Below are 26,172 nucleotides of genomic sequence, written 5' to 3'. Positions count from 1 at the left end.
GTTATCGCTGCGCTGCAAGATCGACGGTGAGGCCGATGCGCAGGGTGTTTGACAGCGGATTGCGGTTGGCGCCGCTGCCGGTGGGCACCATATACGAAAGGTTCATCGCCACCATGCGGTAACGCCCGCCGATCCCGGCTGTCATCTCCTGTATCCTGCCTTCCTGCCGGTTGCCGGAAACGTATCCCAGCCGCGCGCTGAAAGCATTGCGATACGAATATTCCATTCCGCCCGATGCGCGCCAGGTATTGTGGCTGAACGACTTGAACCAGGCCGCCATCGCGCCCGTTTCATAATATTCCTTCACATCCTTCATCTCCGGCACCATCAGTTTATTCCCTTCCACACCCAGCATCAGCCGGTGATCTTCCTGCATGACGAATGTGTATGCCACACCCAGCCCGAAGTTGGCGGGCAGGAATTCTTTCTGGTCGGAATCGCCGCGATAAGCGATGCGTGAGCCGAGGTTGCTCAGCGCCAGGCCTGCCGTCAAACCCTGGCCATCTTCATTCAAACCGGAATAATACATCGAAATGTCGCCGGCTACGGCTGTGGCGGGTTTGTAGCGTACCTCGTTGAGGTTGCCCCGCACCAGGCTCGAATGGATGTACCGGAACGCCACGCCGATGCCGAACCGGTCGGTCAGCTTGCGGGCATAACCGATATCGAACGACATCTCCCGGGGGTAGGAGGTTTTGATGAGCTGGCCGTTGTAATCCGTCAGCGGCAAATTGCCCAGGCTGAAATACCGGATATTAGCCGAAATCGCCTGCTCGTCCCCGAGTCTGTAGTACCCGCCGGCATGCAGCAGGTAAACGTCTTTGGTGACATCCCGCATCCAGGGGCTGTAATTCACCGCCAGCGAACCGGTGCTGTCGGCGAAGGGCGTTTTGGAAAGGTTCCAGAGACCGCTGTTGGCATCCGGACTGGTGGCCAGCCCCATGTTGCCCATGCCCGCCGCGCGCGCGTCGGCAGGGATGCGCAGGAACGGAACGGCGGATGAAGTGATGTTCACGGGTTCGGTGGTTTGTCCGCTGGCGGCGCCTGCGCTGGTCAGCAGCATGACGGCGATGGAAGCGCGGAACAGGTAAGTCTTTTTCATGCGTATCTTTTTGAAGCCGGGCCACGCGGGCCCGGCTATTATTTTTAGTTAATCGCTATGTTTTGGGAAAGTTTGGTTTTGTCGCCGTTGATATGCAGGATGTACATACCTGTCGGGATGTTCGACACGTCAATCTGGATGGTGTTGCTCCCTGCGTTCAGCTGGCGGAAGAAGGGCGAAACCTGCTGGCCGGAAGTGGTGTACAGGAAGATGTTCGCCCTTTGCGCCTCCATCACGAAAATCCTTACCTGGAGCGTGCTGCGGCTGCTGCACCAGGCTTTCACGTTGTCGGTGATTTTCGGGGTTACGGTCAAAATGCCGTTCACATAGCGGAAATGATAGTTGGCCGCTGCGCCTCCGCCGGGGATAATGGGATATTTACCCGGACGGCTGTATTCGTTGGCGGGCGAGGTAAACGTAACATCCCGCGTGAGCACATGTGCCGCCTCATTCAACACGAAACCGGTAATGGCAAGGGAGAACTGGGGATTGGGGGTGCCCGCTTCTTTTGTTTTGTTGTGCGCCGTAGCGGTCAGCCAGGCTTTTTCCACGGTGAATGTGCGGCTCACCGGCGCTGCGGCCAGCCAGTCGTTATTGCCTGCCTGCCGCGCGGTAATGGTGGTGGTACCCGCACCAACGATATGGATATTCCCGTTTACGATACTGGCCACATCCGGGTTCGAACTGGCGTAGGTAACGGCGAGGTTAGATGAAGCGCTCGCGCCCGGTGCGAAATCCGCTGCGCCGTAAGTGCGCGCGGCCAGCGCGGGGAATGTAATCGTCTGGGGCTTCGTCTGTACCGCGGGTGTCACGGTGAGCGTGCCTTTCACATATATAAAGCGGTAGTTGTCCGCGGTTCCGCCGGCAACCGTGATGTCGTAATTACCCGGTTGCGAATTGCGTGTAGCCGTTGTGGTGGCCAGCGGCTGCGTCTGGATATCGCCGGCGTCATCACCGTTCACGAAACCGGTATAACGCAGGGTGAACGCCGGGTTATCGGTTCCTTCCACACGGGTTTTGTTGTCGGCCGTAACGGTCAGCGGCGCCTTACTGATATCGAAAGCCCGCGTAACAGGAGCGGCAGCCTGCCAGTTATTGTTGCCGGCCTGCGTTGCGCGGATGCTCGCGCGCCCGGCTTTGAGGATGCGTACTTGCGTGCCGGTGATGGTGATGATATCCGGCGTTTCGTTGACGTAAGTCACCGCCAGACCGGATGCTGCGGTGCCCGCAAGCGCGAAATCCGCATCGCCGTATTGCTTGCCGGCAAGCGCGTCGAATGTGATGGTTTGTGAGCGGGGCGTAATGTCCAGCTTGCCTTCGCGGAAGCTGAACTGGTAATTTTCATCCGTTCCCCCCGACAGCCAGATCTCATAATTGCCCACGTCTGATGTAGCAGTGGCGCGGGTATTGACCACAGGCGGCGTCTGGATATCCGCGGCATCGTCTCCGTTCACAAAACCGGTATATGCGATCGTGAACACCGGGTTCGGATCGCGGTAAACTTTCGACTTGTCGTCGGGTTTGGCGTTCAGCGTGGCTTTGTTGATCACGATGTTGCGCGACACGGCCGTAGCGGGCCGGTAGTCGTTGTTGCCGTCCTGTTCGGCGCGGATGGTGGCCGTGCCTGCTTTCAGGATGTGGATTTGCCCGTTGATGATCGTGGCTACCGCCGGTGTGAGGGAAGTGTAACGTACCTCCAGCCCGGAAGACGCCTGCGCGCCGCCCGCAAAATCGCCATCGCCGTAAGTTTTGGCGGCGGGTTGCGGGAATGTGATGGTTTGCGCCTGGCGCGGCTTCGCCGTTACCGTCAGCTTTCCGTTCACATAGTTCATCGTGTAATTGGCGGCGGCTGCCGATCCGGGGAAGATGTCGTATTCACCTGCCGGAGTGGATTCGGTAACGGCGGTGGTAGGTGTGGCGCGTTGGGTGAGCACGCTTACCGTTTCACCGTTCACAAAGCCGGTGTAAGTAACTGTCAGCGTGGGGTTCGCCTGTCCTTCGACTTTCGTTTTATTGTCCGCTTTTACCTGGAGGGGAGCGCCCTGCACGGCAAAGGTCCTGGTGACTTCCGGCGCGGCTTCATAATCGTTGTTGCCTGCCTGGCTGGCGGTTACGGATGCGTTACCTGTTCCTACAATCTTCACCCTTCCGTTCACGATTTCCACGACTGTGGGCGTTGTTGTGTGGTAGGCAACGGTGAGTGTTGAAGTGGCGGTGGCGCCGGGAGCGAATAGCGCGTTGCCGTAAGTTTTGCCGGTGATCGCCGGGAAGTCGATGGTTTGCTGCAGTTTGGGCCGCGGCAATACGGTCATCGTTCCTTTCACGAACGTGATGGCGTAGTTCGGCGATGTGGCGCCGGTGATGGTGATGTCATATTCTCCCGGCAGGGAATTGCGCGTGGCGGTGGTGGTGATACGCGGCTGCGCGGTGAGCACGTTTTCCTGTTCGCCGTATTGGAAACCAACGAATCGCAGGGTGAGCGCGGGTAACACATCGCCCTGCGTCATCGATTTATCGTCTGCGATGATGCTGAGATCGGCTTTGTTGATGTTGACGGTAATTTCCACGGGCGGTGCATCTTCCCAGGTCTGATCGCCAGGGCAATACGCCGTGATTTTTACCGTGCCGGCCTTCACGATCTGGATCTGCCCGTTTACCACCTGCGCGATGGCGGTGTTGGAACTTTGGTAAACGATTGGCAGGTTAGATGTGGCGCGGGCGTTCAGTGTGGTGTGGCCCATCCCGTAACGGAGGTCTGCCAGCGGCGGGAAGTTGATGGTTTGCGGTGTGCGCGGCGGCGGCTGGATGGTCAGGATGCCGGATGCGTGTGTGATATCGTAGTTGGTGGCGGTGGCGCCGGTGATATTGATGGTATAGTCGCCCGAGGGGTCGCCTTTTTTCGCGTCGGTGCTCAGCGTGGGTAGCTTGCTCAATGCCGCTTCCGTTTCTCCCAGCACAAATCCGTCATAAGTGGCGGTGAGCGCCGGGATATCGTCGCCGAAGGCGATGGTTTTATTTGCTGCGCGGATGGTCAGCGCTTTTTTTGCGATGGTCAGATCCTTCGAAACGGGAGTTGCCGGTGCGTAGATGGCATCGCCGGGTTGGCGGGCCGTAACGGTGACGGTTCCGCTCCGGATGATATGGAATTTGCCGTTCACGACTTCCACATAATTGCTGCTGAAGTCATACGAAATGGGCAATCCTGAACTGGCCTGCGCCGGCAGGTCGAAATCGGCGTCGCCGTATGTTTTGGCAGTGAAGTCGGGGAAGGTGATCGTTTGCGTGGCGCCCGTGGTGGTGGTCTGGCCTCTTAACGGATCGGGTGTATAGAAGTAATACGTGGGCGTGATTTCATATACCGCGAAGTGGTAATTGGTACCCGCGGTAAGGCCTGTGGCCGTTAACTCGTCGGACGTCGTATATCCCGCCACGATATTGCCGTTGCCTAAAGCTGATCCGGCGCCATATCCGGCACCGTTAGCGGGGTTCGCGTCCACGGGCCCGCCGGCTTTATAGATTACAAGCCTTCTCGTGCCTCCGCCTGCGTCAAATTTCAGTTTGACGGATGTATGTTGAATCTCCGGGAATGTGAGGTTGCTGGCCTGCGGCCGGGCGTAATCGATGGTGCTGCCGCTGCCGTCTGTCATCGGATCGGCAGTGTAGTAGAAAGGTTCGCCGTTTACTTCGTTGTAGTTAATCACGCGGAAGTGATAGGTGGTGTTGGGTTCGAGGTTATTTACCGTCGGCGCGTTCCAGGTGCCGGAATGGATCACGAATTCGCCGGGTGCGATCTCATCTCCGTCTTCAAATTTCCAGCTGCCGGTGTAGATTTCCTTGTCTACGGGGACTGCCGTCACGGGGGAACCTTTCTTCCCGATAACCAATAGTTTCGTGCCATTCCCCATATTGCAATACACCCGCAGCGAGTTGATCATCCTGCTGTCGATGCTCAGGCTGTTCGGGTGGGTGGTGGGTTTTGGATTGGTGGTGGCGCTGGCGGTGATGCCGGGTTTCAGGTACATGGGGGCTACGGAGCCGTTGGCCTCCAGCAAAGCGAAGTGATAGGTGACGCCCGCTGTCAGCTGATAAATCGTTACCTGGGTTTGATTGCCTTCTGACAATACAAAATTGCCGTTCCCGATTTGCGCGCCGGTGCCAAAATTACCGCTGGCGGAATAAGCTTTAAAATCTTCAGGGGTAATGTCTACTGGGCCATTTGCTTTGCCGATGAGTATCCTGCTGTTACCGTCTCCTTTATCCCAATTGGCAGTCATCTGGAACGCCCGGATGTCGGAGAGCTGCAGGATTGTGGGGCTTGCAGTAGGTGTGGTGAGGGTGGTGGCGGAGCCTTCGCTGAAAGCGGAGGTGAGATAATCCGTTGTATTGGCTTCGTTATATTCGAATGTCCGGAAATGATAGGTGGTGCCGGGTTCCAGACCGGTAATCAGTTTCAGCCATTCTGTTCCTGCATATACGACGAATTCATCGGTACCCAGGCGAGTACCCTTGCCAAATTCACTATCGGCCGTATATACGGTGCCGTCTGTAGGAACGGAGGTGACAGGGCTACCCTTTTTCCCGATCACCAGGCGATGGGTGCCATCGCCCGCGGGGAACAGCATCCGGAACTGCCGGGTGTCGCGCGAGTCCGAATACATGGCGCCGGGAGGTTTGGACGGTTCGGAAGGCGTGTTGAAAGTGGCCGTGGCGGCGGGCCGCGTAAACGCGGGGCCGTTCCAGCCGTTGAATTCGTATGCGGCTATATGATAGGTGGTGCCGTTCTTGAGCCGATATACCGTTTGCGTGGCGCTGCCGCTGTACCAGTTGTATACGACGTAATTGCCGGTGCCGATCTGGGCGCCCACCCCGAAGTTGGCGTTGGCGTTATAGTTCACGAATTCTGTGGGCTGCGCATCCACCGGACTGCCTTCGCGCATTACGAGCAGTCGGCCATAGCCGTTCCCGTTCGTCCACTTTATTGTGGCTTTGCTGCCGGTGATGTCGCTGATCTGGATGTTTGAAACCTGTGTCACCGGCGGTTTCTCCGTAGCCTTGTTGGCGGTCATGAAGGCGGTAGTCAGGTACTCGGTGGTGGCGTTGTCACCATTGAACTCGAATACGGCGAAATAATATGTAACGCCGGAAGTAAGGCCGGTGGTGGTCAGCTGGCTGAGGTTGCCGTAGCCGATTACATATTCGCCGGCGCCTACTGCTTCGCCCTGGCCGAAGGCCGGGTTGGGCGTGTACGTTCTGCCATTCACTGGCCTGGCCTGTACTGGCCCGCCGGCTTTCGCGATGACGATGCGCTTCGCGCCATCGCCTCTCGTCCAATAGAAACCTAGATGATTGCCTTCCACCGTGTTGAATGTAATGCCGGAAGAAGGAAGCGTTGGGGTGGCGGCCCTTGCGCCCCTGATACCGCACAGCAGTAAAAAGAGCCAGGGCAAAATCCGTAGATAATGCTTCATGAGAGATGGTATTTGTATGTCTGGGGTTATGGCAGAAGGCTGCACAGTGGCAGCCTTCTGGTTATTCAAGATTTATCGCAATTGCTTATACACCTTGCTCGGAAAGCGGGATAGGTAATTGCGGGAAGATATCGTCGTCTACACGGTCGATAGGCAGCGTATTCAGCCTGTTGTACCGGCGGACGTCGATCCAGCGGTGGCCTTCGCCCCAAAGGGAGTAGCGGCGCTGTTTCAGGATTTCGTCGATCAGCTTGTCTTTCGTATCCAGGTCCAGCCGTGCTGCCAGGCCATGCCGGGTGCGGATGAGGTTAACAGCATCAGCAGCGGCGGGAAGCGCATTGTTTTGTGCACTTGCTTCGGCGAAAATGAGGATCAGCTCTTCGTTGCGGATAATTGAGAACGGAGACGTCTGACTGTTGAAAATGCGCATTTCATGTGTGCCGGGCAAAGTGGGTATGGCAATCCCGCCCGGGCGCAGACGCGCTTTATTGATCCGGTCGTCGCCGGCTTCGATTTCGGTGATGTACAGCGGATGAGCCATCTGCAACTCGTCTGTATTATCGGGTTCCAGGAACAATTGGTTTGTCTGGTCGTTGGTGGCCAACGAGAAGATATGTTTGGGCCCGAGGTACAGGTCAGCACCCGCAGCCTGTGAAATGAAACTGCCCTGCAGGAAGGTCAGCGCTTCTGCCCAGCGTTCACGATAAATCGCGACGCGTGCTGCGATAGCGCGGTTAAATTGACGGAAACCAGCGGGATTGTTGAATCCGGCAAAACCTTCAGACAATGTGAAACTGAATGTTGCATCATCGAGCAGCGCATCCGCATCATCCAGTAGTTTGGCGATACCCTCGAGCGCGGTCGCGCGGTTTACGATCGGGCCCGGTTTTAAGGGATCCGAAACATCGAGCCTTATGCCATTGTCATGCGTGCCGGTCAGCACCAGCAGCATCTGGTAAGCTTTAATGGTATTGGCGAAAGCGATGTAACCGTTTTTTGCATTGGCGTTGGGGAGGAATTTTGACTTATCTACGCCTTGCAGCAGGAGGTTGCAGTTTTTTACCACATTGTAGCGGGCGTCCCAGGGTATGGTCGCATAGAAACCGCCCGCGGGAAGCGTGGTGGCCGCGCCGGATCCCAGGATGGCGCGCCTCCACCGGGGATCAGCGCCGGAATGGCGGTAATATTCACGGCCCAGTGTACTCACGACATCGATGTAGATTTCCATGCGTGTGCGCATACTGCTTTCCGTACCGGTTACAAGGCTGTTCAGCTGATTGATTGTCGGATTTTTGATAAGCTCCTCCATCGAAGGCGCGTTAGGATTGGCGATTGGTTCGTTCTTACAGGAAGCCAACATCCCTAATCCTGCTATGGCTATAATTGTACTTGCTATTTTCAGATTCATTTTCTGCTACTTTAACGGATTAAAAATTCACGGACAGGTGGAACTGCAGGCGTTTGGTCGCAGCATACGGCGCTACGTCGATTCCGGTGCCGAAAGTGGAACCGAAGTTGGAAACTTCCGGATCATAACCGCTGTATTTCGCCAGTGTGAAGTAGTTGTTTGCGGATACGCCGATCTGGATGTTGCTGATACCGCGCGGGCGAACCGGAAGCTGATAGAACAGCGCCACTTCGCGAAGACGGAGGTAAGTAGCATCTTCAGTGTACTGTGATACGTCGTTTCCGCGTGCTTCCGCCAGGTATTCCCCTTTATCGTTTTTGTCGCTGAAGTCGGAAGAAAGTCCGCTGCCATCACGCAGGTACCGGGTGAGGTTCACGTTGGCACCGCCTTTTTTGTAATGCAGCATGGCGCGGAAGGTCCAGTTTTTAAAGAAGTTCACATCGTTGAACCAGCTCAGCTGGAATCTCGGTTCAATGTCGCCCAGTACGCGTAATCCTGCCGCTTCTTCGATAACCAGTTGTGTCGCAGATTTTCCTTCTTCGATCCAGATAGTACCGAGGCCGGCACCGAAGCTGTCGCCCTGGTCAAATGCGGGAACATTAAGCTTCAGGACTTTAGAACGGTTCAGCCAGTAGTTGACAGTCGTATTCCAACGAACATTGCGGTTGTTGAAAGGCGTAGCGCGAAGGCTCAACTCCACGCCGCGGTTGCGCAGCTCGCCGGCGTTCACCCACCTGCTGTTAAAGCCTGTAGAGCCCGGCCAGTCAGCCGCAACCAGCAGGTCCCTGATTACTTTATTGTAAACGGTGGCTTCGAAATTCAATTTTCCATTGAACAAACTCAGGTCGAATCCACCTTCCAATTCAGTTTGACGCTCGGATTTGATATTGGGATCTCCGAGAGAAAGGCTAACGATAGATCCGGGAAGGCCGCCGATAACGGAAGGCGCCATGTTGGTGAAGCGGGAGTTGAACGTCGGGAAGCCGCTGCTCTCGCCATAGGCGATGCGGAATTTCAGGTCGTTAACGAGCGCGCCGTCCCACTGGCCCATTTTGGTGATGTTCCAGGATGCGTTCGCTTTCGGATAGATGTTGAATTTTTTATAGTCGCCGTTGTTGGTGGACCGGTCGAAACGTGCGCCAACCGTAAAGTTCAGGAACTCCTTGTAAGCGAGCTCTTCCTGGAAGAAGAGGCCGTCGTTACGATAAGAACTGCGGGTCTGCGTCACGCGGATCGCAGCCGCCTGGCCCTGGCTGGTTTCGTCACCAACAAGACGGGATGCAATATTCAGCAATTGGTCGTAGTCACCCGCCTCATGAGTGATACCGCCGGTAGTGGTGAATGTGAGGTTCCCCTGGCCGGGTGTGAACGTGTTAACAAGGAAACCTGCCCAGCTGGTGTTCATTTCATATGTATTGCCACGGATGTTCCGTCCGCCGGTTACTGCTTCGAAATGCAGCATGGCAGGGAAAAGCGCCAGTGATTTGGTATGATAGAAATCCAGGCCGGCACGGCCCATCAGGCGGGTAGTGGAGGTGGGGGACTGCTGTAAGACGAACTCAGCGGTACCGCCGGTCAGCACGCGGTTTACTTTTTCGCTGTTTTCTGAATGCGCGATGGTTTGAAGGATGTTCGCACCATTACGGGGATTGGGATAAATACCGTTCGCGTCAGGATGCAGATCGATCCAGGGCGAAGTAGCGATGATGCCATAACCTACCGTGTTGCCGGAGTTCTCGTTGCCGAACAGCCCGCGGTCGGCATTGGTGTTCATGTAAGCGCTGGTGAAACCAAATTTCACGCGGTCGGAAACCTTGTGGTTGAGGTTCAGACGCACATTGGCATTGGAGTACCCTGTATTCCTTACAATTCCTTCTTCGTCTTTCAGGCCGGCCGACAAGTGGAAAGTAGTTTTTTCGCTGCCGCCGTTCATGCTGACAGTCGTATTGCGGAGAAATCCTTTCCCGCCAAATACTTCTTTTTCATAATCGAAAAACTTGCCGCTCGCCTGGGCTGCGCGTACGGTAGGGATATCCCAGTCTCTTGCCTCAAGATCTTCGTCGGTGAGGTCTTTTTTCATACCGAGCAGTTTCCTGGCGGTAGCCACGCCGAGGTCCTGGTTAACGGCAAAAGATGTTTTACCGGAACGGCCTTTCTTGGTGGTGATGATCACCACACCAGCAGATGCCTGGGAGCCATAGATGGCGGAAGCGGAGGCGCCTTTCAGGATTTCTACGTTCTCGATGTCGTTGGGGTTGAGGTCAGCGATACGGGAAGCAGGGTTATCCTGCCCGGAAGTGGCATTGGTAGGGCCGCCGGCCTGAGATACCACGTTGATACCCGTGGAGGTTGCTCGGTTGGATACGATCACGCCATCAATCACGAACAACGGCTGTATGGTACCGTAAATGGACGATACGCCGCGCAGTTTGATGGAAAGGCCACCACCCGGCGCGCCGGAGTTGGCCGTGATGTTTGCGCCGGTGATCTTGCCGCTCAAAGCAGCGTCGAAGGTTTGGGCAGGCGCGGCGCCTGCCAGTTCCTTGGCGGAAATGGTGGCCACCGAGTTAGCGGCGTTCCTTCTTTTTACCGTGGTGGCCAGGCCGGTCACGATCACTTCATCCAGCTTGGCGATGTCATCTTCCAGCACGACCTGCAGCGGAGCGGAAGGGTCGGCGATAACGGTGGCGGATTTGTAACCCGTAAAGTTGATGGTGAGTTTAGTGCCGGGCGCCACATTAATTTCGAACCGGCCTTCGGCGTTGGTAACGGCACCGGTACGCCCTTTCTGCACGGCGATGCTGGCTCCCGGGAGCGGATTTCCGGTCACATCCGTGACCCTTCCCTTAACGGTTTGATTTTGTGCTTGCATAACAAGCGGAAGTAACAGGCATAAGAGTGATAGGATGCCTTTGAGCTTTTTTCTCATTTGCGTTTTTTTTGATTGAAGCGATGAATCGTGTACCAGTGTATGGTATGTGTGATTGCATTATTTATCAGGAAGCATGGTCCTTTCGAATTGGCTGATATTTTATCCTTCAGGGTCAGATTAGATGTAAATGTAATCTCTGCCCTGCCTACGGGAATTTCAATGGTATTCGAGTTGCGCGATGTGCTGACTGAAGCGGCGGATTTCATGGCTGAAGGGAACGGAAGGAGCAATGAGATCGGAGCCAGCACCGTTTCGGGGTTGAAATCGACGGGTTTGCGTTAATAAAACATCGTTTTATGGGATGAACGGTACTTCAGAAGTCTGATTTTCATAGTATTTTAACTTTGATTCACAGGATATTGACAATGTTCGATAAATGGGCGGCAGGTTAGTATTTTACGATCCTCACGTCTACAAACGCAACTATGAAAAAAGTAATTCTTCTCGCACTCCTGCTGGCCGGGAGCAAAGCATGGGCACAACCGGAGATCAAACCGGTGGGCGCGCTGCCGTCGGCCGCGCAGGTGAAATGGCAGCAGCTGGAATATTACATGTTCATCCACTTCGGTCCGAATACCTTTACGGATAAGGAATGGGGGCATGGCGACGAGGATCCCAAAGTCTTCAACCCTTCCGAGCTGGACGCGCGCCAATGGGCCCGTACGGCGAAGCTGGCGGGGATGAAAGGGATTATCATCACGGCCAAGCACCATGACGGCTTCTGCCTCTGGCCCAGCGAATACAGCAAGCACACCGTGCGGGAGAGTGCCTGGAAAAACGGGAAAGGCGATGTGCTGGCGGAACTATCCGCCGCCTGCCGCGAATACGGCCTGCTGTTCGGTGTATACCTTTCGCCCTGGGACCGCAACCACCCCGCATACGGCACGCCGGAATACAACCAGGTGTTCGCCAACCAGCTGCGGGAAGTGCACACCAAATACGGTGACGTGTTCGAACAGTGGTTCGACGGCGCCAACGGCGAAGGCCCCAACGGCAAAAAACAAGTGTACGACTGGGACCTCTTCGAGGGAACGGTGAAAAAATACCATCCCAACGTCATCTTCTTCAGCGACGCCGGCCCCGGCTGCCGCTGGATCGGTAACGAAGAAGGATATGCGGGCACCACCAACTGGAGCACGCTCAACCGCGCGGACTTCAAACCTGGCATGGGCGGTATTACCCAGATCCTCAACAAAGGGCAGGAAGACGGTACGCACTGGGTGCCCGGTGAAGCCGACGTGTCGATCCGGCCGGGATGGTTTTATAGCGCTTCCACCGACAATAAAGTGAAAACGCTGCCCCATCTGCTGGATATCTACTACGGTTCCGTTGGACGCAACGCCAACCTGCTGCTGAATATACCGGTCGACCGCCGCGGGCGCATCCACGCCACGGACTCCACGCGCCTGATGGAGCTGCGCCGCGCGCTGGATGAGGATTTCAAGCTGAACCTGGCGAGAAAAGCGCGGATCGCGACCACGAATACCCGTCAGAACAACCCCATGACGAGCGCGGTGTACCTCACCGACGGCAACTATAATACTTACTGGGCAACGGAAGAAGGCAAAACCACGGGCGACATCACCCTGAGCTACGCCAGTCCGGTGACGTTCAACCGCATTTCGGTGCAGGAGTTTATTCCCCTGGGCCAGCGGGTACGTTCTTTTACGGTGAGCGTGCTGGAAGGCAAGGAGTGGAAGGAGATCGCGCGGGAAACGACGGTGGGCTACAAGCGCATCCTGCGCCTGCCGATGATCACGGCCAAAAGCATCCGCGTGAGTATCCTGGACGCGAAGGCGAGCCCGGTGATCAGCGAAGTGGCGCTGTACCAGGCGCCGGAACTGATTGCCGACCCGATCATAACGCGGGATAAGGAAGGGATGGTGAGCATCAAAACGGAATCCCCGGATCCGGTGATCCATTACACGACCGACGGTTCTGCGCCTACCACGGCTTCCCCGAAATACGACAATCCGTTTGCCTTCCCGGCAGCCGGCACGGTGACAGCCCGCGCATTCGTGAACAACGGGCAGAAGGCCAGCGCCACGATCATCCGGAAACTCGGCATCGCGCCGGTGGGCTGGAGGGTGCTGACGCCGGGCGCCGAAGCGGCGATCGACGCTACCCCCCGTGCCTGGACCACCAAAGAAAACGCGTATCCGGCGGAACTGGTGGTGGACATGGGGAGGGAGCAACCGGTGAAAGGGGTGTCTTACATCCCCAATCCCCGCGGCGGCATCGTGTACAAGTACGCGGTGTACCTGAGCGCCGACGGGAAGGAGTGGGGCAAGGCAGTGGCGGAAGGAACTTTCGCCAATGTTCAGAATAATCCGATCGAGCAAAGCATAAATATTTCATCTTCAGCCAGTTATCGCTTCGTGAAGTTCGTAGCTCTGGCACCTGCGAATGCGGAGGATACCCGGGTTTCGGTGGCGGAATTGGTGGTATACTGACAGCGCTGCCGGAAGACAATGAATTTAGAAGGGAAACGCAGGCCAGGCCTGCGTTTCCCTTCTTGTTTTCAGGTCAAAAAAAATCGGTTGCATAATTAAATATGTTATAACTTTGCATTTACTTTAAAACTAAAGACACTTTTTTATCACAATTTAACGTCGAACTGAAGTTGGAATATATCGCAACCCATACCAACGTTTTCGCTTTTCATCCTTCTCTTGAAGAGGGTGTTCATGCTATTGGGTTTCCTGTCTTTAGATATCTTTCCCGACGACCACGCATTTGATAGCGGCCACCCCCGTCATATAACCCAACCATGACTCCCGTCGTGGGCCTATCCCGGCAATGGGATTACCAATTCAATTTATTGCATCACAATTTTCAATTGTAAAAAGTTGGAAAATAAAGATATCATCGTTCGGGCAGCTACTGCCGACGATAAGCACTATGCTACCACCATCACCGACGAGATGGAAGCTTCTGCTAAAGCGCGTGGAACGGGCATTGCCAAACGTTCCCCCGAGTACGTGCAGCTGAAAATGGACGAAGGAAAGGCCGTGATCGCGCTTACCACATCGGGAGAATGGGTGGGATTCTGTTATATCGAAGCCTGGGGGCACGACAAGTTCGTGGCCAACTCCGGACTCATCGTCAACCCCGCATTCCGGGGCCACGGGGTGGCCAAAGCCATCAAGGAGAAGATTTTCGAACTGTCGCGCACCAAATACCCCGACGCAAAGATTTTCGGCCTCACCACCGGCCTGGCTGTCATGAAAATCAACTCCGACCTGGGATATGAGCCGGTTACCTATTCCGAGCTCACCGACGACGAGGAGTTCTGGAAAGGCTGCCGCAGCTGCGTGAACTACGAAGTGCTCATGTCCAAGAACCGGAAAAACTGCCTTTGCACCGCCATGCTGTACGACCCGGTGGAGAAAGCGAAGGAGATCGAGGAAAGAGCCGCCAAACTGCTGGCCGCCAAACAACCGCAGCCCGCAGGTACTGTTGCTGCTGTGGCCGTGGAGCCCGCATCCCGGAAACGGAAATTTAAAGGAAACTTTTCCCTCTTCGAGCGGTGGATGCGGTATAAAAAATACATATTGCTGAAAGCTGCCCGCAAATCCGGCAGCGGCGGAGCAGGCGCCTCCCGGAAAAGGTTCTTCCTTTTCAGCTGGCTGTAATCAATCAGAAACTATTTACGAATTACCAAATACAAGTAAAAATTACCATGAGAAAAGTTGTACTGGGTTTCAGCGGAGGACTTGATACATCGTACTGCGTTAAATACCTGTCCGAAGAAAAAGGTTACGAAGTGCATTCCGTAATCGTGAATACGGGCGGTTTTACTGCGGAAGAACTGCAGGAGATCGAGAAACGCGCCTACAGTCTGGGTGTGAAAAGTCACAAGACCGTAGATGCGGTTCGCTCTTATTACGATAAAGTGATCCGCTACCTCGTATTTGGTAACGTACTGAAAAACAACACCTATCCCCTCAGCGTGAGCGCCGAGCGCATGAGCCAGGCCCTCGCCATCGCCGAATACGTGAAGGAGGTAGGCGCCGACGCCGTGGCGCATGGTTCCACCGGCGCGGGCAACGACCAGGTTCGCTTCGACATGATCTTCCACATCATGATCCCCGGTGTGGAAATCATCACTCCCATCCGCGACCTCAAACTGAGCCGCGAAGCCGAAATCGCTTACCTGCAGTCCAAAGGTGTGGAAATGAACTTCGCCAAAGCGATGTACTCTATCAATAAAGGCATCTGGGGTACTTCCGTGGGCGGTAAGGAAACGCTGACTTCCAACGGCATGCTCCCCGAAGAAGCCTGGCCCACGCAACTCACCAAAAACGATCCCGAGCAGGTGGTGCTTTCTTTCGAGAAAGGCGAGCTGACCGGCGTCAATGATAAAAAATTCGATCACCCGACCGACGCGATCGTGTACCTTCAAACGCTGGCCGGCGGTTTCGCCATCGGCCGCGACATCCACGTGGGCGACACCATCATCGGCATCAAAGGCCGCGTAGGTTTCGAAGCCGCCGCGCCCATGGTGATCCTCAAAGCGCACCATGCACTTGAAAAACACGTGTTGAGCAAATGGCAGCTCACCTGGAAAGACCAGCTAGCTACTTTCTACGGCAACTGGATGCATGAAGGCCAGATCCTCGACCCCGTGATGCGCGACATCGAAGCGTACCTTCAACACAGCCAGGAAAACGTAACCGGCAAGGTGTTTGTGAACCTGATGCCGTACCGTTTCCAGGTAACGGGCATCGAGTCTGCCTACGACCTGATGAGCAGCAAATTCGGCAAGTATGGTGAAATGAACAGCGGCTGGAGCGGCGAAGACGTGAGAGGCTTCAGCAAGATTTTCGGTAACCAGACCATGATCTGGAACCAGGTTAACGAATCCAACAAAAAATAAAGGCATGAAAACGAGAAAGGCAGGCATTATCGGCGGGGCGGGATATACAGGCGGCGAAGCCATCAGGCTGCTGCTGAACCACCCCGATGTGGAACTGGCGTTTGTTCATTCCCGCAGCAACGCGGGCAATCCGCTCCATGCCGTCCACGGCGACCTCCTCGGCGAAACGGACCTCCTGTTTTCCGGCGAAATCGATAACACCGTAGACGTGATGTTCCTTTGCCTCGGCCACGGCGAATCCAAAAAGTTCCTCGAACAGAACGATATCGCCGCCTCCGTGAAAGTGGTGGACCTCAGCCAGGATTTCAGGCTGGGCGAAACCGTGAAAGACCGCACCTTCGTGTACGGCCTTCCCGAAGCCAACCGCGATGCCATCAAAGAGGCGTCCAACATCGCCAACCCCGGTTGCTTTGCCACGGCTATCCAGCTGGGCCTGCTGCCGCTGGCGAAAGCGGGGCTGCTCGGCGAAGTGCATACCACAGGCATCACCGGCTCCACCGGGGCGGGGCAGAGCCTGCAGGCGACTTCGCACTTCACCTGGAGGGCCAACAACATCTCGACTTATAAAGTACTGCAGCACCAGCACCTGAAGGAAATCCGACGAACCCTGCAGGCCATACAGCCTGCTTTCGGAGGAGGCATCCACTTCGTGCCCGTTCGCGGTGATTACCCGCGCGGCATCTGGATCACTTCCTACCTGGACTGCAAACTGTCGCTCGACGAAGCATACGCCTTGTATGAAGCGTATTACGAAGGGCATCCCTTCACCCACGTCAGCCGCAAACAAATTGATCTCAAACAGGTAGTCAATACCAATAAAGTACTCGTACAGCTGGAAAAGCAGGGCGACAAGCTTGTGATCCACTCCATCGAAGACAACCTGATCAAAGGCGCCTCAGGGCAAGCGGTCCAGAATATGAACCTGATGCTCGGCCTCGACGAAACGGCCGGCCTCAAACTGAAATCCATCGTATTCTAAATTGACAAACAACAACAAATGAAACTTTTCGACGTATATCCCGTAAATGATATCACCATCACCAAAGCACAGGGCTCGCATGTGTGGGACGATGAAGGTACCCAGTACCTGGACCTCTACGGCGGACACGCCGTGATCTCCATCGGCCATACGCACCCGCATTACGTGCAGCGGCTGACGGACCAGCTGAATAAAGTAGGCTTCTATTCCAACTCCATCCACATTCCTTTGCAGCAGCAACTGGCGGAGAAGCTGGGCAAGGTATCGGGCAAGGAAGATTACCAGCTGTTTCTCGTGAACTCCGGCGCGGAGGCCAATGAAAACGCGCTGAAGCTCGCGTCTTTCTACAACGGGAGAAAGAAAATCATCGCATTCAAAAAAGCGTTCCACGGGCGGACGTCGCTGGCGGTAGCCGCAACCGACAACCCGAAGATCGTGGCGCCGGTGAATGAGACCGACAACGTGGTATTTCTTCCCTGGGAAGATCTTGCCGCACTGGAGGATGCATTCAATAAGTATGAGGTATCGTCCGTGATCATTGAAGGGATCCAGGGCGTGGGGGGCATCAACGTCGCTTCTCCCGCTTTCCTGCAGAAGATCCGGAGCCTCTGCGACCAGCACAACGCCGTGTTCATCGCGGATTCCGTACAGTGCGGGTATGGCCGGAGCGGTAAATTCTTCAGCCACGACCATGCCGGCGTTAATGCGGATATCTACACCATGGCCAAAGGCATGGGCAATGGTTTCCCGATCGGCGGCATCATCATCGCCCCGAAATTCAAACCTGCATACGGCATGCTCGGGACCACTTTCGGCGGTAACCACCTGGCCTGCGCCGCTGCGCTCGCCGTGCTGGAAGTGATCGAAAAAGACAACCTCATCGCCAACGCCGAAAACGTAGGCAATTATCTCATGGAAGAACTGCGGAAATTCCCGGAAGTGAAGGAAGTGAGAGGCAAGGGCCTGATGATCGGGATCGAACTGCCAGAGGAGCTGTCGCACGTACGGAGAGAACTGCTCTTCACTTATAAAATCTTCACCGGCGAAGCCAAGCCGAACGTGATCCGGCTGCTGCCTTCGCTGGCGCTCACGAAAGATCACGCCGATCAGTTCTTAACCGCATTCAAACAAGCTTTAAAACCGGTTCACGCTTAATGAAACAGTTTATTTCCGTTGAGGATGTGCCCGGCGTGCCACAGATGGTGGATATCGCACTGGATTACAAGAAAAATCCTTTCAAAGAAAAAGGCCTGGGTGAAAACAAAACCCTCGGCATGATATTTCTCAACCCCAGCCTCCGCACCCGCCTCAGTACGCAGGTAGCCGCGCGCAACCTGGGCATGGAAGTAGTCGTGTTCAATATCGATAAAGAAGGTTGGGCGCTGGAAATGAACGACGGCGTTGTCATGAACGGCAACACCACCGAACACGTGAAAGAAGCCGCCGCTGTGATGGGGCAGTATTTCGACATCCTGTCCATCCGCACCTTCCCCGGTTTGAAAAACAAAGAAGAAGACTACACGGAAAAATACATCAACCAGTTCATCAAATACGCCGGCAAACCCGTGATCAGCCTGGAAAGCGCCACCCTGCACCCGCTGCAGAGCCTGACCGACGCCATCACCATCCGCGAACAATGGCAACAAACCCGCAAACCGAAAGTGGTAATGACCTGGGCGCCCCATGTTAAACCGCTCCCGCAGGCCGTTCCCAACTCCTTCGCGCAGTGGATGAACGCCTGGGACGAAGTGGACTTCTCCATCGCGCACCCCGAAGGTTACGAGCTGGACCCGAAATTTTCCGGTAACGCGAAAATCTATCATAACCAGCAGGAAGCCCTCGAAGGAGCGGACTTCGTGTATGTGAAGAACTGGTCGTCTTACACCGACTATGGCAAGATCCTCAACTCGGACCCGGCCTGGATGGTATCAAACGACACGCTGAAAAATACGAACACCGCCAAAGTCATGCACTGTCTGCCCGTTCGCCGCAACGTGGTGATCGCTGACGAAGTGCTCGACGGGCCGCAATCGATCGTGATCCCTGAAGCGGGCAACCGCACCTGGGCCGCGCAGGCGGTGATCAGTGAAATCTTAAAAAACCGCTGATGGCTGGTAAAGACAAAGTTTTTGTAGTGAAAGTGGGCGGGAATGTCATCGACAATCCCGCCCTCCTCGATACTTTCCTGGCCGACTTCGCGGCGGTTCCCGGCAGGAAGATCCTTATCCATGGCGGCGGCAAGATCGCCACGCGGATGGGGGACAAGCTGGGCATCGAATCGAAATACGTGAACGGCCGCAGGATCACCGACGCGGAAACGGTAGATGTGGTAACGATGGTGTATGGCGGGCTCGTCAACAAACAGATCGTTGCGAAGCTGCAATCGCTGGGTGCGAACGCCATCGGGTTGACAGGCGCGGATGCCAATATCATCCCGGCAGTGAAGCGCCCGGTGAAGGAGATCGACTACGGATTCGTGGGCGACATTCCCGCCGGGAATGTACAGACCGCTCCGCTGCAATTGTTGCTGGACGCGGGCCTCACGCCTGTGATGTCGCCGCTCACGCACGACGGGAAAGGACAGATCCTCAATACCAACGCCGATACCATCGCGTCTTCGCTTGCCGTGGCCCTGGCTGCGCTTTATGATGTACGCCTGATTTTCTGTTTTGAAAAGAAAGGTGTGCTCCGTGATGCGGCGGACGATGATTCGGTGATCAACTTGATCAACCAGGAAGTGTACCAGCAGCTCATGGCGGCCGGTGCGCTGTCTGACGGTATCCTCCCCAAACTGGAAAACGCTTTCGCGGCTATCGGTAACGGGGTGAAGGAAGTGCTGATCGGCCATGCGGACGATCTGCGCCGCAACACCACCGACGCGGTGGCCGGTACCTTAATATGCTGAAATATGTGGAATCAACAACGCTATGAAGACGCCGTACAGCTGTTAAAAATGCTGATCAGTACGCCTTCCTTTTCCAAAGAGGAAGACGGCACGGCTGCTATCCTGGCGAACTTTATGGAACAACATGGGGTACAATACAATCGTCACCTCAACAATATCTGGGCCCTCAACCGGCATTTCAATCCGGCGAAGCCTACCATCCTCCTGAACTCCCATCACGACACCGTTAAGCCCAACCCGCAATATACCCGCGACCCATTTGATCCCGCAGTGGAAGACGGCAAACTTTTCGGCCTCGGCTCCAACGACGCCGGCGGCTGCCTGGTGAGCCTCATCGCGGCGTTCCTTCATTTTTACGAAACCGAAAATCTTCCTTACAATATCGCCATCGCGGCAACGGCTGAAGAGGAAATCAGCGGAGTGAATGGCATCGAAAGCATCCTGCACCTGTTGCCGCAGATCGATTTCGCCATTGTTGGCGAGCCAACGAAAACCGATCTGGCCGTGGCCGAGAAAGGGTTGATGGTGCTGGATTGCGTAGCACACGGGAAAGCGGGTCACGCTGCGCGTGACGAAGGAGATAACGCTTTGTACCATGCGCTGGACGATATCAACTGGTTCCGCAATTACCGTTTTCCGAATGTGAGTGATACGCTGGGACCGGTGAAGATGAGCGTAACCGTAATTCATACTTCCAATAAGGCGCACAACGTGGTGCCGGCAGAATGCTCTTTTGTAGTGGATTGCCGGGCTACGGATCAATATACGCTGGAGGAAATGCTGGAAACGATACGCGCGAATGTTAAATGCGACGTGAAGCCCCGCTCCATGCGCATGCGGCCATCTTTCATCCCGAAAGAGCATCCACTGGTACAGGCGGGCATCGGGCTGGGGAAACAGTTGTATGGTTCGCCGACTACGTCGGACCAGGCGCTTATCCCCGCTACCTCCGTGAAAGTAGGCCCCGGCGACAGCGCGCGTTCGCATTCGGCCGATGAATTCATCTACCTGGATGAAATCCGGCAGGGGATTGATACGTATATCCGCCTGCTGTCTGTAGTGAATGGCGTACTTTAGTGCATGAATTATTAAAATGATTGACGATGAAACTTTGGCAGAAAGATAAAACCTCCCTCGCTGCAGTGGAACAGTTCACCGTAGGGCGCGACCGTGAAATGGACGCTTACCTCGCACCGTTCGACGTGCTGGGGTCGCTGGCGCACATCACCATGCTCGAATCGGTAGGCCTGCTGCCGGCGGAAGACCTCGCCGTGCTGCAACAGGAACTCAAGAAGATCTACCGCGAAATTGAAGCAGGGGATTTTGTGCTGGAAGAAGGAGTGGAGGATATCCACTCGCAGGTGGAATTGCTGCTGACGCGCCGCGTGGGCGAATCCGGCAAGAAGATCCATAGCGGCCGGTCGCGCAACGACCAGGTGCTGGTAGACCTGAAGCTGTTTCTCCGCCACGAGCTGGAAACGATCGTTCATGAAACGAAAGCCTTATTCGACCTGCTGCAACAGCAGAGCGAGCAATATAAAAACACCCTTTTACCGGGATATACGCATTTGCAGATCGCGATGCCGAGTTCGTTCGGGTTGTGGTTTGGCGCGTATGCCGAAAGCCTGGTCGATGATCTAATCATGCTGCAGGGCGCCTACCGTGTCGTGAATAAAAACCCGCTGGGCTCTGCGGCCGGTTACGGATCTTCTTTCCCGCTGAACCGCACGATGACCACGCAGCTCCTGGGTTTTGAAGCGTTGAACTATAATGTTGTGTACGCGCAGATGGGCCGCGGTAAAACGGAGAAACTGGTGGCCTTCGCGTTGGCCGGCATCGCCGCTACCGTGTCGAGAATGGCGATGGACGCGACGTTGTTCATGAACCAAAACTTCGGTTTCATCGGTTTCCCGGATGAGCTGACGACCGGTTCTTCCATCATGCCCCACAAAAAGAACCCCGACGTGTGGGAACTCATCCGCTCGCATTGCAATAAACTGCAGGCGTTGCCCAACGAGATCGCCATGATGACGGTGAACCTGCCTTCCGGCTACCACCGCGATCTGCAGTTGCTGAAAGAAAATCTTTTCCCGGCATTCAGCACCCTGCGCGACAGCCTGCGCATGAGCCGCCTCATGCTGGAGAACATCCGCATCAGGGAAGATATCCTCAAAGACGAAAAGTACCGCTATCTCTTCAGCGTGGAAGTGGTGAACCGTCTTGTGCTGGAAGGAACGCCTTTCCGGGAAGCCTATAAACAAGTGGGCCTCGACATCGAAAGCGGCAAATTCGAACCGGATACCGACATTCGCCATACGCACGAAGGCAGTATCGGCAATTTGCAGAACGAAGCCGTGAATGCGCAGATGGATACGGTGATTGCGTCGTTTCCTTTTGCGAAGGTGCATGCCGCGATCGACAAACTGGTTAAATAATGTACACGCGAATTTTTCCATAAAAAAGGGACGCCCGGTAAAGGCGTCCCTTTTGCTTTTTGACGGATGGTCCGTCAGGCTGTGGCGGGGCTGCGGAGCCCTTTCTGCTGGAGGATGGCCATCGCGCCTACCCAGAGCGCCACGCCGGCGATGAGCAACGTGCCGATGCCGGAAATGGCGGAGAAGAGGGCGAAGATGGCGGCGGCGCTGCCGATCACCCAAATTGTATCCAACGCAATGATCCATTTCACGGCGGAAGGCGCAGGCCGCTGCGCGACGAATAATACCCCGGATGCAAAGACCACCAGGAAGAGGCCGGTGGCCAGGAATGGAGCGGTGGCGGTTACGCCGAAGATATCCGCGGTTACGCCGGGGAAAATGGCCAGCAATAGGCCGGTAGCGAGGGAAGAAATGCCGTTGATGCGTAAGGTGGTGGTTAAAGGTATCATGGTGTTTGTGTTTTGATTTGTTGATACAAAAGTAGAACAGCCTCTTCCTTCCGGAATTATCCGCAGGCGACAATCCATTGTCATTTTGCGACAGCTGTCGTAACTTCCCGTATCGCCGTCCTAATTTTGATGAAAACTTCCGCCATGCAGGATTATCAGCAACAACTTCTTCGCGCGTTACTGGCTTATGCGGGCCAGCGCGGCGCCGATCCCCGGCGCCTGTGCGCTCTTTCCAACATCGACGCGCGCATTTTGCAGCAGGGGCATACGGTCGGCGTTACCTGCGCCCAGGTAAACAGTTTGTGGAAGAATGCGGCCCATGCCACGGGGGATCCGCTTTTCGGCCTTCACTTCGGCGAATCCATGCAGCTGGCGGCTTTGGGGGTGGTTGGGCAGATCATCCAGATGAGCAACACCGCGGGCGAAGCGATTGCCCATGCCGGCGCGCTGACACCGCTGTTGACTGATATGTTCCGCATGCAGGTGCATCACGGTGCAAAACAATTTTCCATCAGTTTTGTGGCTGATCCGGAGCAAGCGAAAGAAGCACCTTATACCTTCCGGCATTTCGGAACGTTTGTGGCTGTTTTTTCCGTGCATGAACTGGATGGATTGCTGATGAGGCGGCTGGCCCCGGTATCCGTGCAGCTGCCTTATGAGGTGTTGGAATCCGCCGAATATGAGCGCGTGCTGCGGGCGCCGCTGCGCAAAAAGGGGAAGGATATTACCGTTACTTTCGATAATACCTGGCTGCACCAGGAAATCCTGTCCGCCAACTATGAATTACAAAATATCCTGCTCAAACAGGTGCACGCGCTGCAAGCCGGTGCGCAACCTGCCGGGGATTTTCATGCCCGCATCTATCAATTCCTTCTTTCCAATTCCTACCTCTATTCCGCCTCCCTCGAAGCCGTGGCCGCCAATTTCAGCATGAGCACACGCAGCCTGCAGCGCAAGCTCCGCGACGAAGGCGTTTCCTTCCTCCAGATCCAGGACGAAGTCCGCAAAGCCCTCGCGATGGATTATCTCCGCTCCGGCCATCATTCCGTCAAAGACATCGCTTACATGCTGGGCTACAACGAGTCCAGCGCATTCCTCAAAGCTTTCAAAAGATGGACGGGCAAAACACCAGGGGAGGTGCGCCGCGCCTGAAAAAATGAAAGCCGGCGTTGTGGCGCCGGCTTATTGATTTTTATTTGGATATGGGTCAGAGACCGATTTTCACACCGGCCATAAAGTTGATTCCCGCCATGGGGAAGTAAGTATTGATCGATTTGATGCTGCCGCCTTCCAGGTAGCCGTAGGTATAGCCATTGGGCGCATACTTCCGGTCGGTGAGGTTATAGGCGATGAACTGCAGCCCCAGCCCGCGGAAGAACCGCTGCGGTACGGTGTAGTTCAGGCGCAGGTCGGTAACGGCGTAGCTGTCGAGGCGGCGGGCCTTGTCGCCCGAGTTGTCGAGATGCTGCGGGCCCACTACTTTCTGCACTACGTCGGCCGAGAAGCCGTCGAAGGGGCGGAAGGTGAGCGTGGCGTTGCCGACAAACGACGGGGAGAAGGAAATTTCGTTATCGGAATAGGACTGCGGTTTTTGTCCGCCATTATCCCAGTCGTCGAGGTATTCAGTGTAATCCATGATGCGGTTGCGGCTGAGCGCGGCGTTGGCCTGTACGGTGAACCAGGAAACCGGTGTGTACTGGCCTTCCACTTCCAATCCGAGGCGGTAGCTTTCGGGAATGTTTACCCGTTCGTAAGCGCCTACGTCGTTGATGCGACCGGTCAGCACCAGCTGGTTGCGGTAGTTCATGTAGTACACGTTGGCGGAAACGCTGGCATTGGAACGGCGCCAGACATAACCGGCTTCCACGTTGCGGAGCGTTTCGTGTTTAGGGGGCGCTGTCAGGCCTACTTCAAAATCGTCGCGGTTCGGTTCCTTGTTGCCGATGGCGTAAGAGGCGTAGATATGTTGCTTATCGTCGATCATGAAAGTGACGCCGCCTTTGGGGTTGAAGAAGTCGTACTTTTTATGTTGACGGATATCCTGGTTTTTGCGGAAGCCGTTCAATTCATAGCTGACATGCCTGTATTGCATGTCTGCAAAGAGTTTCAGCTTCTCCGTAACGGCGTATTCGCCTTTCCAGTAGATGTTGTAGTCGGTTTTGAACGCGGTAAGGTTGTACCATTTATAGTCTTTGGCGAACCCGCCGTTTTCGTCGAAGATTACTTTGCCGTAGTGTTTGCCGTCGTATTTGCTCCAGCCACCGCCGAGGGTGTAGGTGAATTTTTCCAGGTCGTGGCGGAGGGAGAAAACGCCGCCATAGAAGTGGTTGTCGAGCCAGAGCTGGCGCACGAGGTCGGTGGTTTCCAGCGGGTTGCCGTCGCGGACGGGGCCGGTGATGCCATAGTCGGCGTAGTAATCGTCTTCGCGCCAGTTTTCATAATAACCGCGGCCGCGGGTGTAATGCAGTGCGGCGTTGAAATGAAGGTTGGGACGGAAGGCGTGGTTGAAGAGGAGTTGGTAATGATCCTGCTGGTAGTTATCGGTTTCGTTGTCGTAGAACCCGCCTTTGTCCATTTTCCCGTTGGGATTATAGGTGCGGCCGTATGCCTTGATTTCTTCGTCGGTGGCGCCGGTCCAGGCCTGGTAGGTTTTTTCCTTGCCGGAGAAAACGTTGAAGCGGAGGGAGGATTTGTTGGCGATATAGGCGAAGGAGGTGTAGAAGGATTTGAGGTCGGAGGAGGCGCGGTCGATATACCCGTTCGACGAGATTTTCGACAGGCGGGCATCCACCGTAAAGTGATTGTTGATGAGCCCGGATCCTGCGCTGACGGTGGTTTTCCAGGAATCGAACGAGCCGTAGGAGGCGTTGATTTCGCCGTAGGCTTTATCGCGGAATTCGTTGGTGGAAAGGTTGAGGGAAGCGCCGAACGCACCGGCTCCGTTGGTGGAGGTGCCTACGCCGCGTTGCAGCTGGATGCTGGACACGGAGGAGGCGAAGTCGGGCATATTGACGAAAAAGGTGCCTTGTGATTCGGCATCGTTAACGGGTATGCCGTTGACGGTGACGTTGATGCGGGTGATATCAGAACCGCGGACGCGCATGCCGGTGTATCCGATGCCGGCGCCGGCGTCGGAGCTGGTGGTTACGGAGGTGAGTTGGTTGAGGAGGAGGGGGAGGTCTTGTCCGAGGTTTTGTTTGGCGATGTCTTCGCGGCGCATGTCCGATTTGGTGAAGGGGGCGTTGGCGCCGGCGCGGAGGGAGGTGACTTCCACGGGTTTGACGAAGAGGCCGGTTTCGGTGAGCGCGAAGCGGATATTATCGGTGCCTTTGGCGAGGGTATCGATGATGGAGGCGTACCCGATGAAGGAAGCCTGGACGATGATAGCCGAGTGTTTGGGCAGCGGGATGGTGAATTTGCCGTTGGCGTCCGAGATAACGGAGGGGCCGTTGAGGACGGAGATGGTGGCGCCGGGGAGTGGTTGGCCGGTGCGGGCGTCGGAGGTTTGTCCGGAGAGGGATCTTTGGGCCAGTGCGGCGGTGGAGCAGCAGAGGAGTGCAAAGAGCAACAGATGTTTCATGATCGGTTCCTGTTTATGACTTGTTTAGCGTTCAG

The 26,172-nt window shown here is 55.6% G+C and carries 16 protein-coding genes; 10 read left to right on the top strand and 6 right to left on the bottom strand.

Annotation, left to right across the window (positions count from 1 at the left end):
* Nucleotide 1: 1 nt before the first annotated feature.
* The 4 genes from porV to WJU16_RS07465 form a co-directional block, all read right to left on the bottom strand.
* Nucleotides 2-1,102 (bottom strand): type IX secretion system outer membrane channel protein PorV, encoded by a 1,101-nt coding sequence (gene porV, locus WJU16_RS07480; RefSeq protein ID WP_341837700.1) that lies wholly within the window; start codon nucleotides 1,100-1,102, stop codon nucleotides 2-4.
* Between the two features lie 44 nt (nucleotides 1,103-1,146).
* A complete protein-coding gene (locus WJU16_RS07475; protein ID WP_341837699.1) occupies nucleotides 1,147-6,570 on the bottom strand; it encodes an MBG domain-containing protein in 5,424 nt (1,807 codons plus the stop codon).
* Nucleotides 6,571-6,655: 85 nt separating this feature from the next.
* Nucleotides 6,656-7,930: a RagB/SusD family nutrient uptake outer membrane protein gene (locus WJU16_RS07470; RefSeq protein ID WP_341837698.1), complete on the bottom strand. Its 1,275-nt coding sequence runs from the start codon at nucleotides 7,928-7,930 to the stop codon at nucleotides 6,656-6,658.
* Between the two features lie 67 nt (nucleotides 7,931-7,997).
* Nucleotides 7,998-10,850: a SusC/RagA family TonB-linked outer membrane protein gene (locus WJU16_RS07465; RefSeq protein WP_341837697.1), complete on the bottom strand. Its 2,853-nt coding sequence runs from the start codon at nucleotides 10,848-10,850 to the stop codon at nucleotides 7,998-8,000.
* A gap of 485 nt (nucleotides 10,851-11,335) precedes the next feature.
* Between WJU16_RS07465 and WJU16_RS07460 the strand changes: the two genes are divergently transcribed.
* From WJU16_RS07460 to argH, 9 genes are all read left to right on the top strand, one after another.
* Nucleotides 11,336-13,363 carry an alpha-L-fucosidase gene (locus tag WJU16_RS07460; protein WP_341837696.1) on the top strand — a complete coding sequence of 676 codons (2,028 nt, stop codon included), beginning with the start codon at nucleotides 11,336-11,338 and terminating at the stop codon, nucleotides 13,361-13,363.
* Nucleotides 13,364-13,759: 396 nt separating this feature from the next.
* Nucleotides 13,760-14,545 (top strand): GNAT family N-acetyltransferase, encoded by a 786-nt coding sequence (locus WJU16_RS07455; RefSeq protein WP_341837695.1) that lies wholly within the window; start codon nucleotides 13,760-13,762, stop codon nucleotides 14,543-14,545.
* A gap of 47 nt (nucleotides 14,546-14,592) precedes the next feature.
* Nucleotides 14,593-15,789 carry an argininosuccinate synthase domain-containing protein gene (locus WJU16_RS07450; protein WP_341837694.1) on the top strand — a complete coding sequence of 399 codons (1,197 nt, stop codon included), beginning with the start codon at nucleotides 14,593-14,595 and terminating at the stop codon, nucleotides 15,787-15,789.
* A gap of 4 nt (nucleotides 15,790-15,793) precedes the next feature.
* Nucleotides 15,794-16,768, top strand: coding sequence for an N-acetyl-gamma-glutamyl-phosphate reductase (gene argC / locus WJU16_RS07445; RefSeq protein WP_341837693.1), 975 nt, complete (start codon nucleotides 15,794-15,796; stop codon nucleotides 16,766-16,768).
* A gap of 18 nt (nucleotides 16,769-16,786) precedes the next feature.
* Complete coding sequence (locus WJU16_RS07440; RefSeq protein ID WP_341837692.1) at nucleotides 16,787-17,923, top strand: aminotransferase class III-fold pyridoxal phosphate-dependent enzyme; 1,137 nt, start codon at nucleotides 16,787-16,789, stop codon at nucleotides 17,921-17,923.
* Nucleotides 17,923-18,876 (top strand): acetylornithine carbamoyltransferase, encoded by a 954-nt coding sequence (locus tag WJU16_RS07435; protein ID WP_341837691.1) that lies wholly within the window; start codon nucleotides 17,923-17,925, stop codon nucleotides 18,874-18,876. The genes WJU16_RS07440 and WJU16_RS07435 overlap by 1 nt, the downstream gene beginning before the upstream one ends.
* The gene (gene argB / locus WJU16_RS07430) at nucleotides 18,876-19,673 is read left to right on the top strand and encodes an acetylglutamate kinase (RefSeq protein WP_341837690.1); all 798 of its coding nucleotides are present in this window, start codon (nucleotides 18,876-18,878) and stop codon (nucleotides 19,671-19,673) included. The genes WJU16_RS07435 and argB overlap by 1 nt, the downstream gene beginning before the upstream one ends.
* Nucleotides 19,674-19,676: 3 nt before the next feature.
* Nucleotides 19,677-20,750 (top strand): M20 family metallo-hydrolase, encoded by a 1,074-nt coding sequence (locus WJU16_RS07425; RefSeq protein WP_341837689.1) that lies wholly within the window; start codon nucleotides 19,677-19,679, stop codon nucleotides 20,748-20,750.
* Between the two features lie 26 nt (nucleotides 20,751-20,776).
* Entirely contained in the window at nucleotides 20,777-22,108 is a 1,332-nt protein-coding gene (argH, locus tag WJU16_RS07420) for an argininosuccinate lyase (protein WP_341837688.1), read from the top strand.
* A gap of 74 nt (nucleotides 22,109-22,182) precedes the next feature.
* Here argH and WJU16_RS07415 read toward each other — a convergent pair whose 3' ends face one another.
* On the bottom strand, nucleotides 22,183-22,557 hold the full coding sequence (locus tag WJU16_RS07415; protein ID WP_341837687.1) for a hypothetical protein: 375 nt from the start codon (nucleotides 22,555-22,557) through the stop codon (nucleotides 22,183-22,185).
* 144 nt (nucleotides 22,558-22,701) lie between these two features.
* Here WJU16_RS07415 and WJU16_RS07410 point away from each other — a divergent pair, with 144 nt between their 5' ends.
* Nucleotides 22,702-23,709 (top strand): AraC family transcriptional regulator ligand-binding domain-containing protein, encoded by a 1,008-nt coding sequence (locus WJU16_RS07410; protein WP_341837686.1) that lies wholly within the window; start codon nucleotides 22,702-22,704, stop codon nucleotides 23,707-23,709.
* Between the two features lie 55 nt (nucleotides 23,710-23,764).
* Here the strand turns inward: WJU16_RS07410 and WJU16_RS07405 are convergent, their stop codons facing one another.
* Nucleotides 23,765-26,137, bottom strand: a complete 2,373-nt coding sequence (locus WJU16_RS07405) for a TonB-dependent receptor domain-containing protein (protein ID WP_341837685.1) — start codon at nucleotides 26,135-26,137, stop codon at nucleotides 23,765-23,767.
* Between the last annotated feature and the right edge of the window lie 35 nt (nucleotides 26,138-26,172).

Origin of the sequence: Chitinophaga pollutisoli (genome assembly GCF_038396755.1) — a bacterium.
GTDB lineage: Bacteria > Bacteroidota > Bacteroidia > Chitinophagales > Chitinophagaceae > Chitinophaga > Chitinophaga pollutisoli.
The sequence above is the reverse complement of the archived record's forward strand: the minus strand, read 5'-3'. Positions and strand labels throughout refer to the sequence as shown.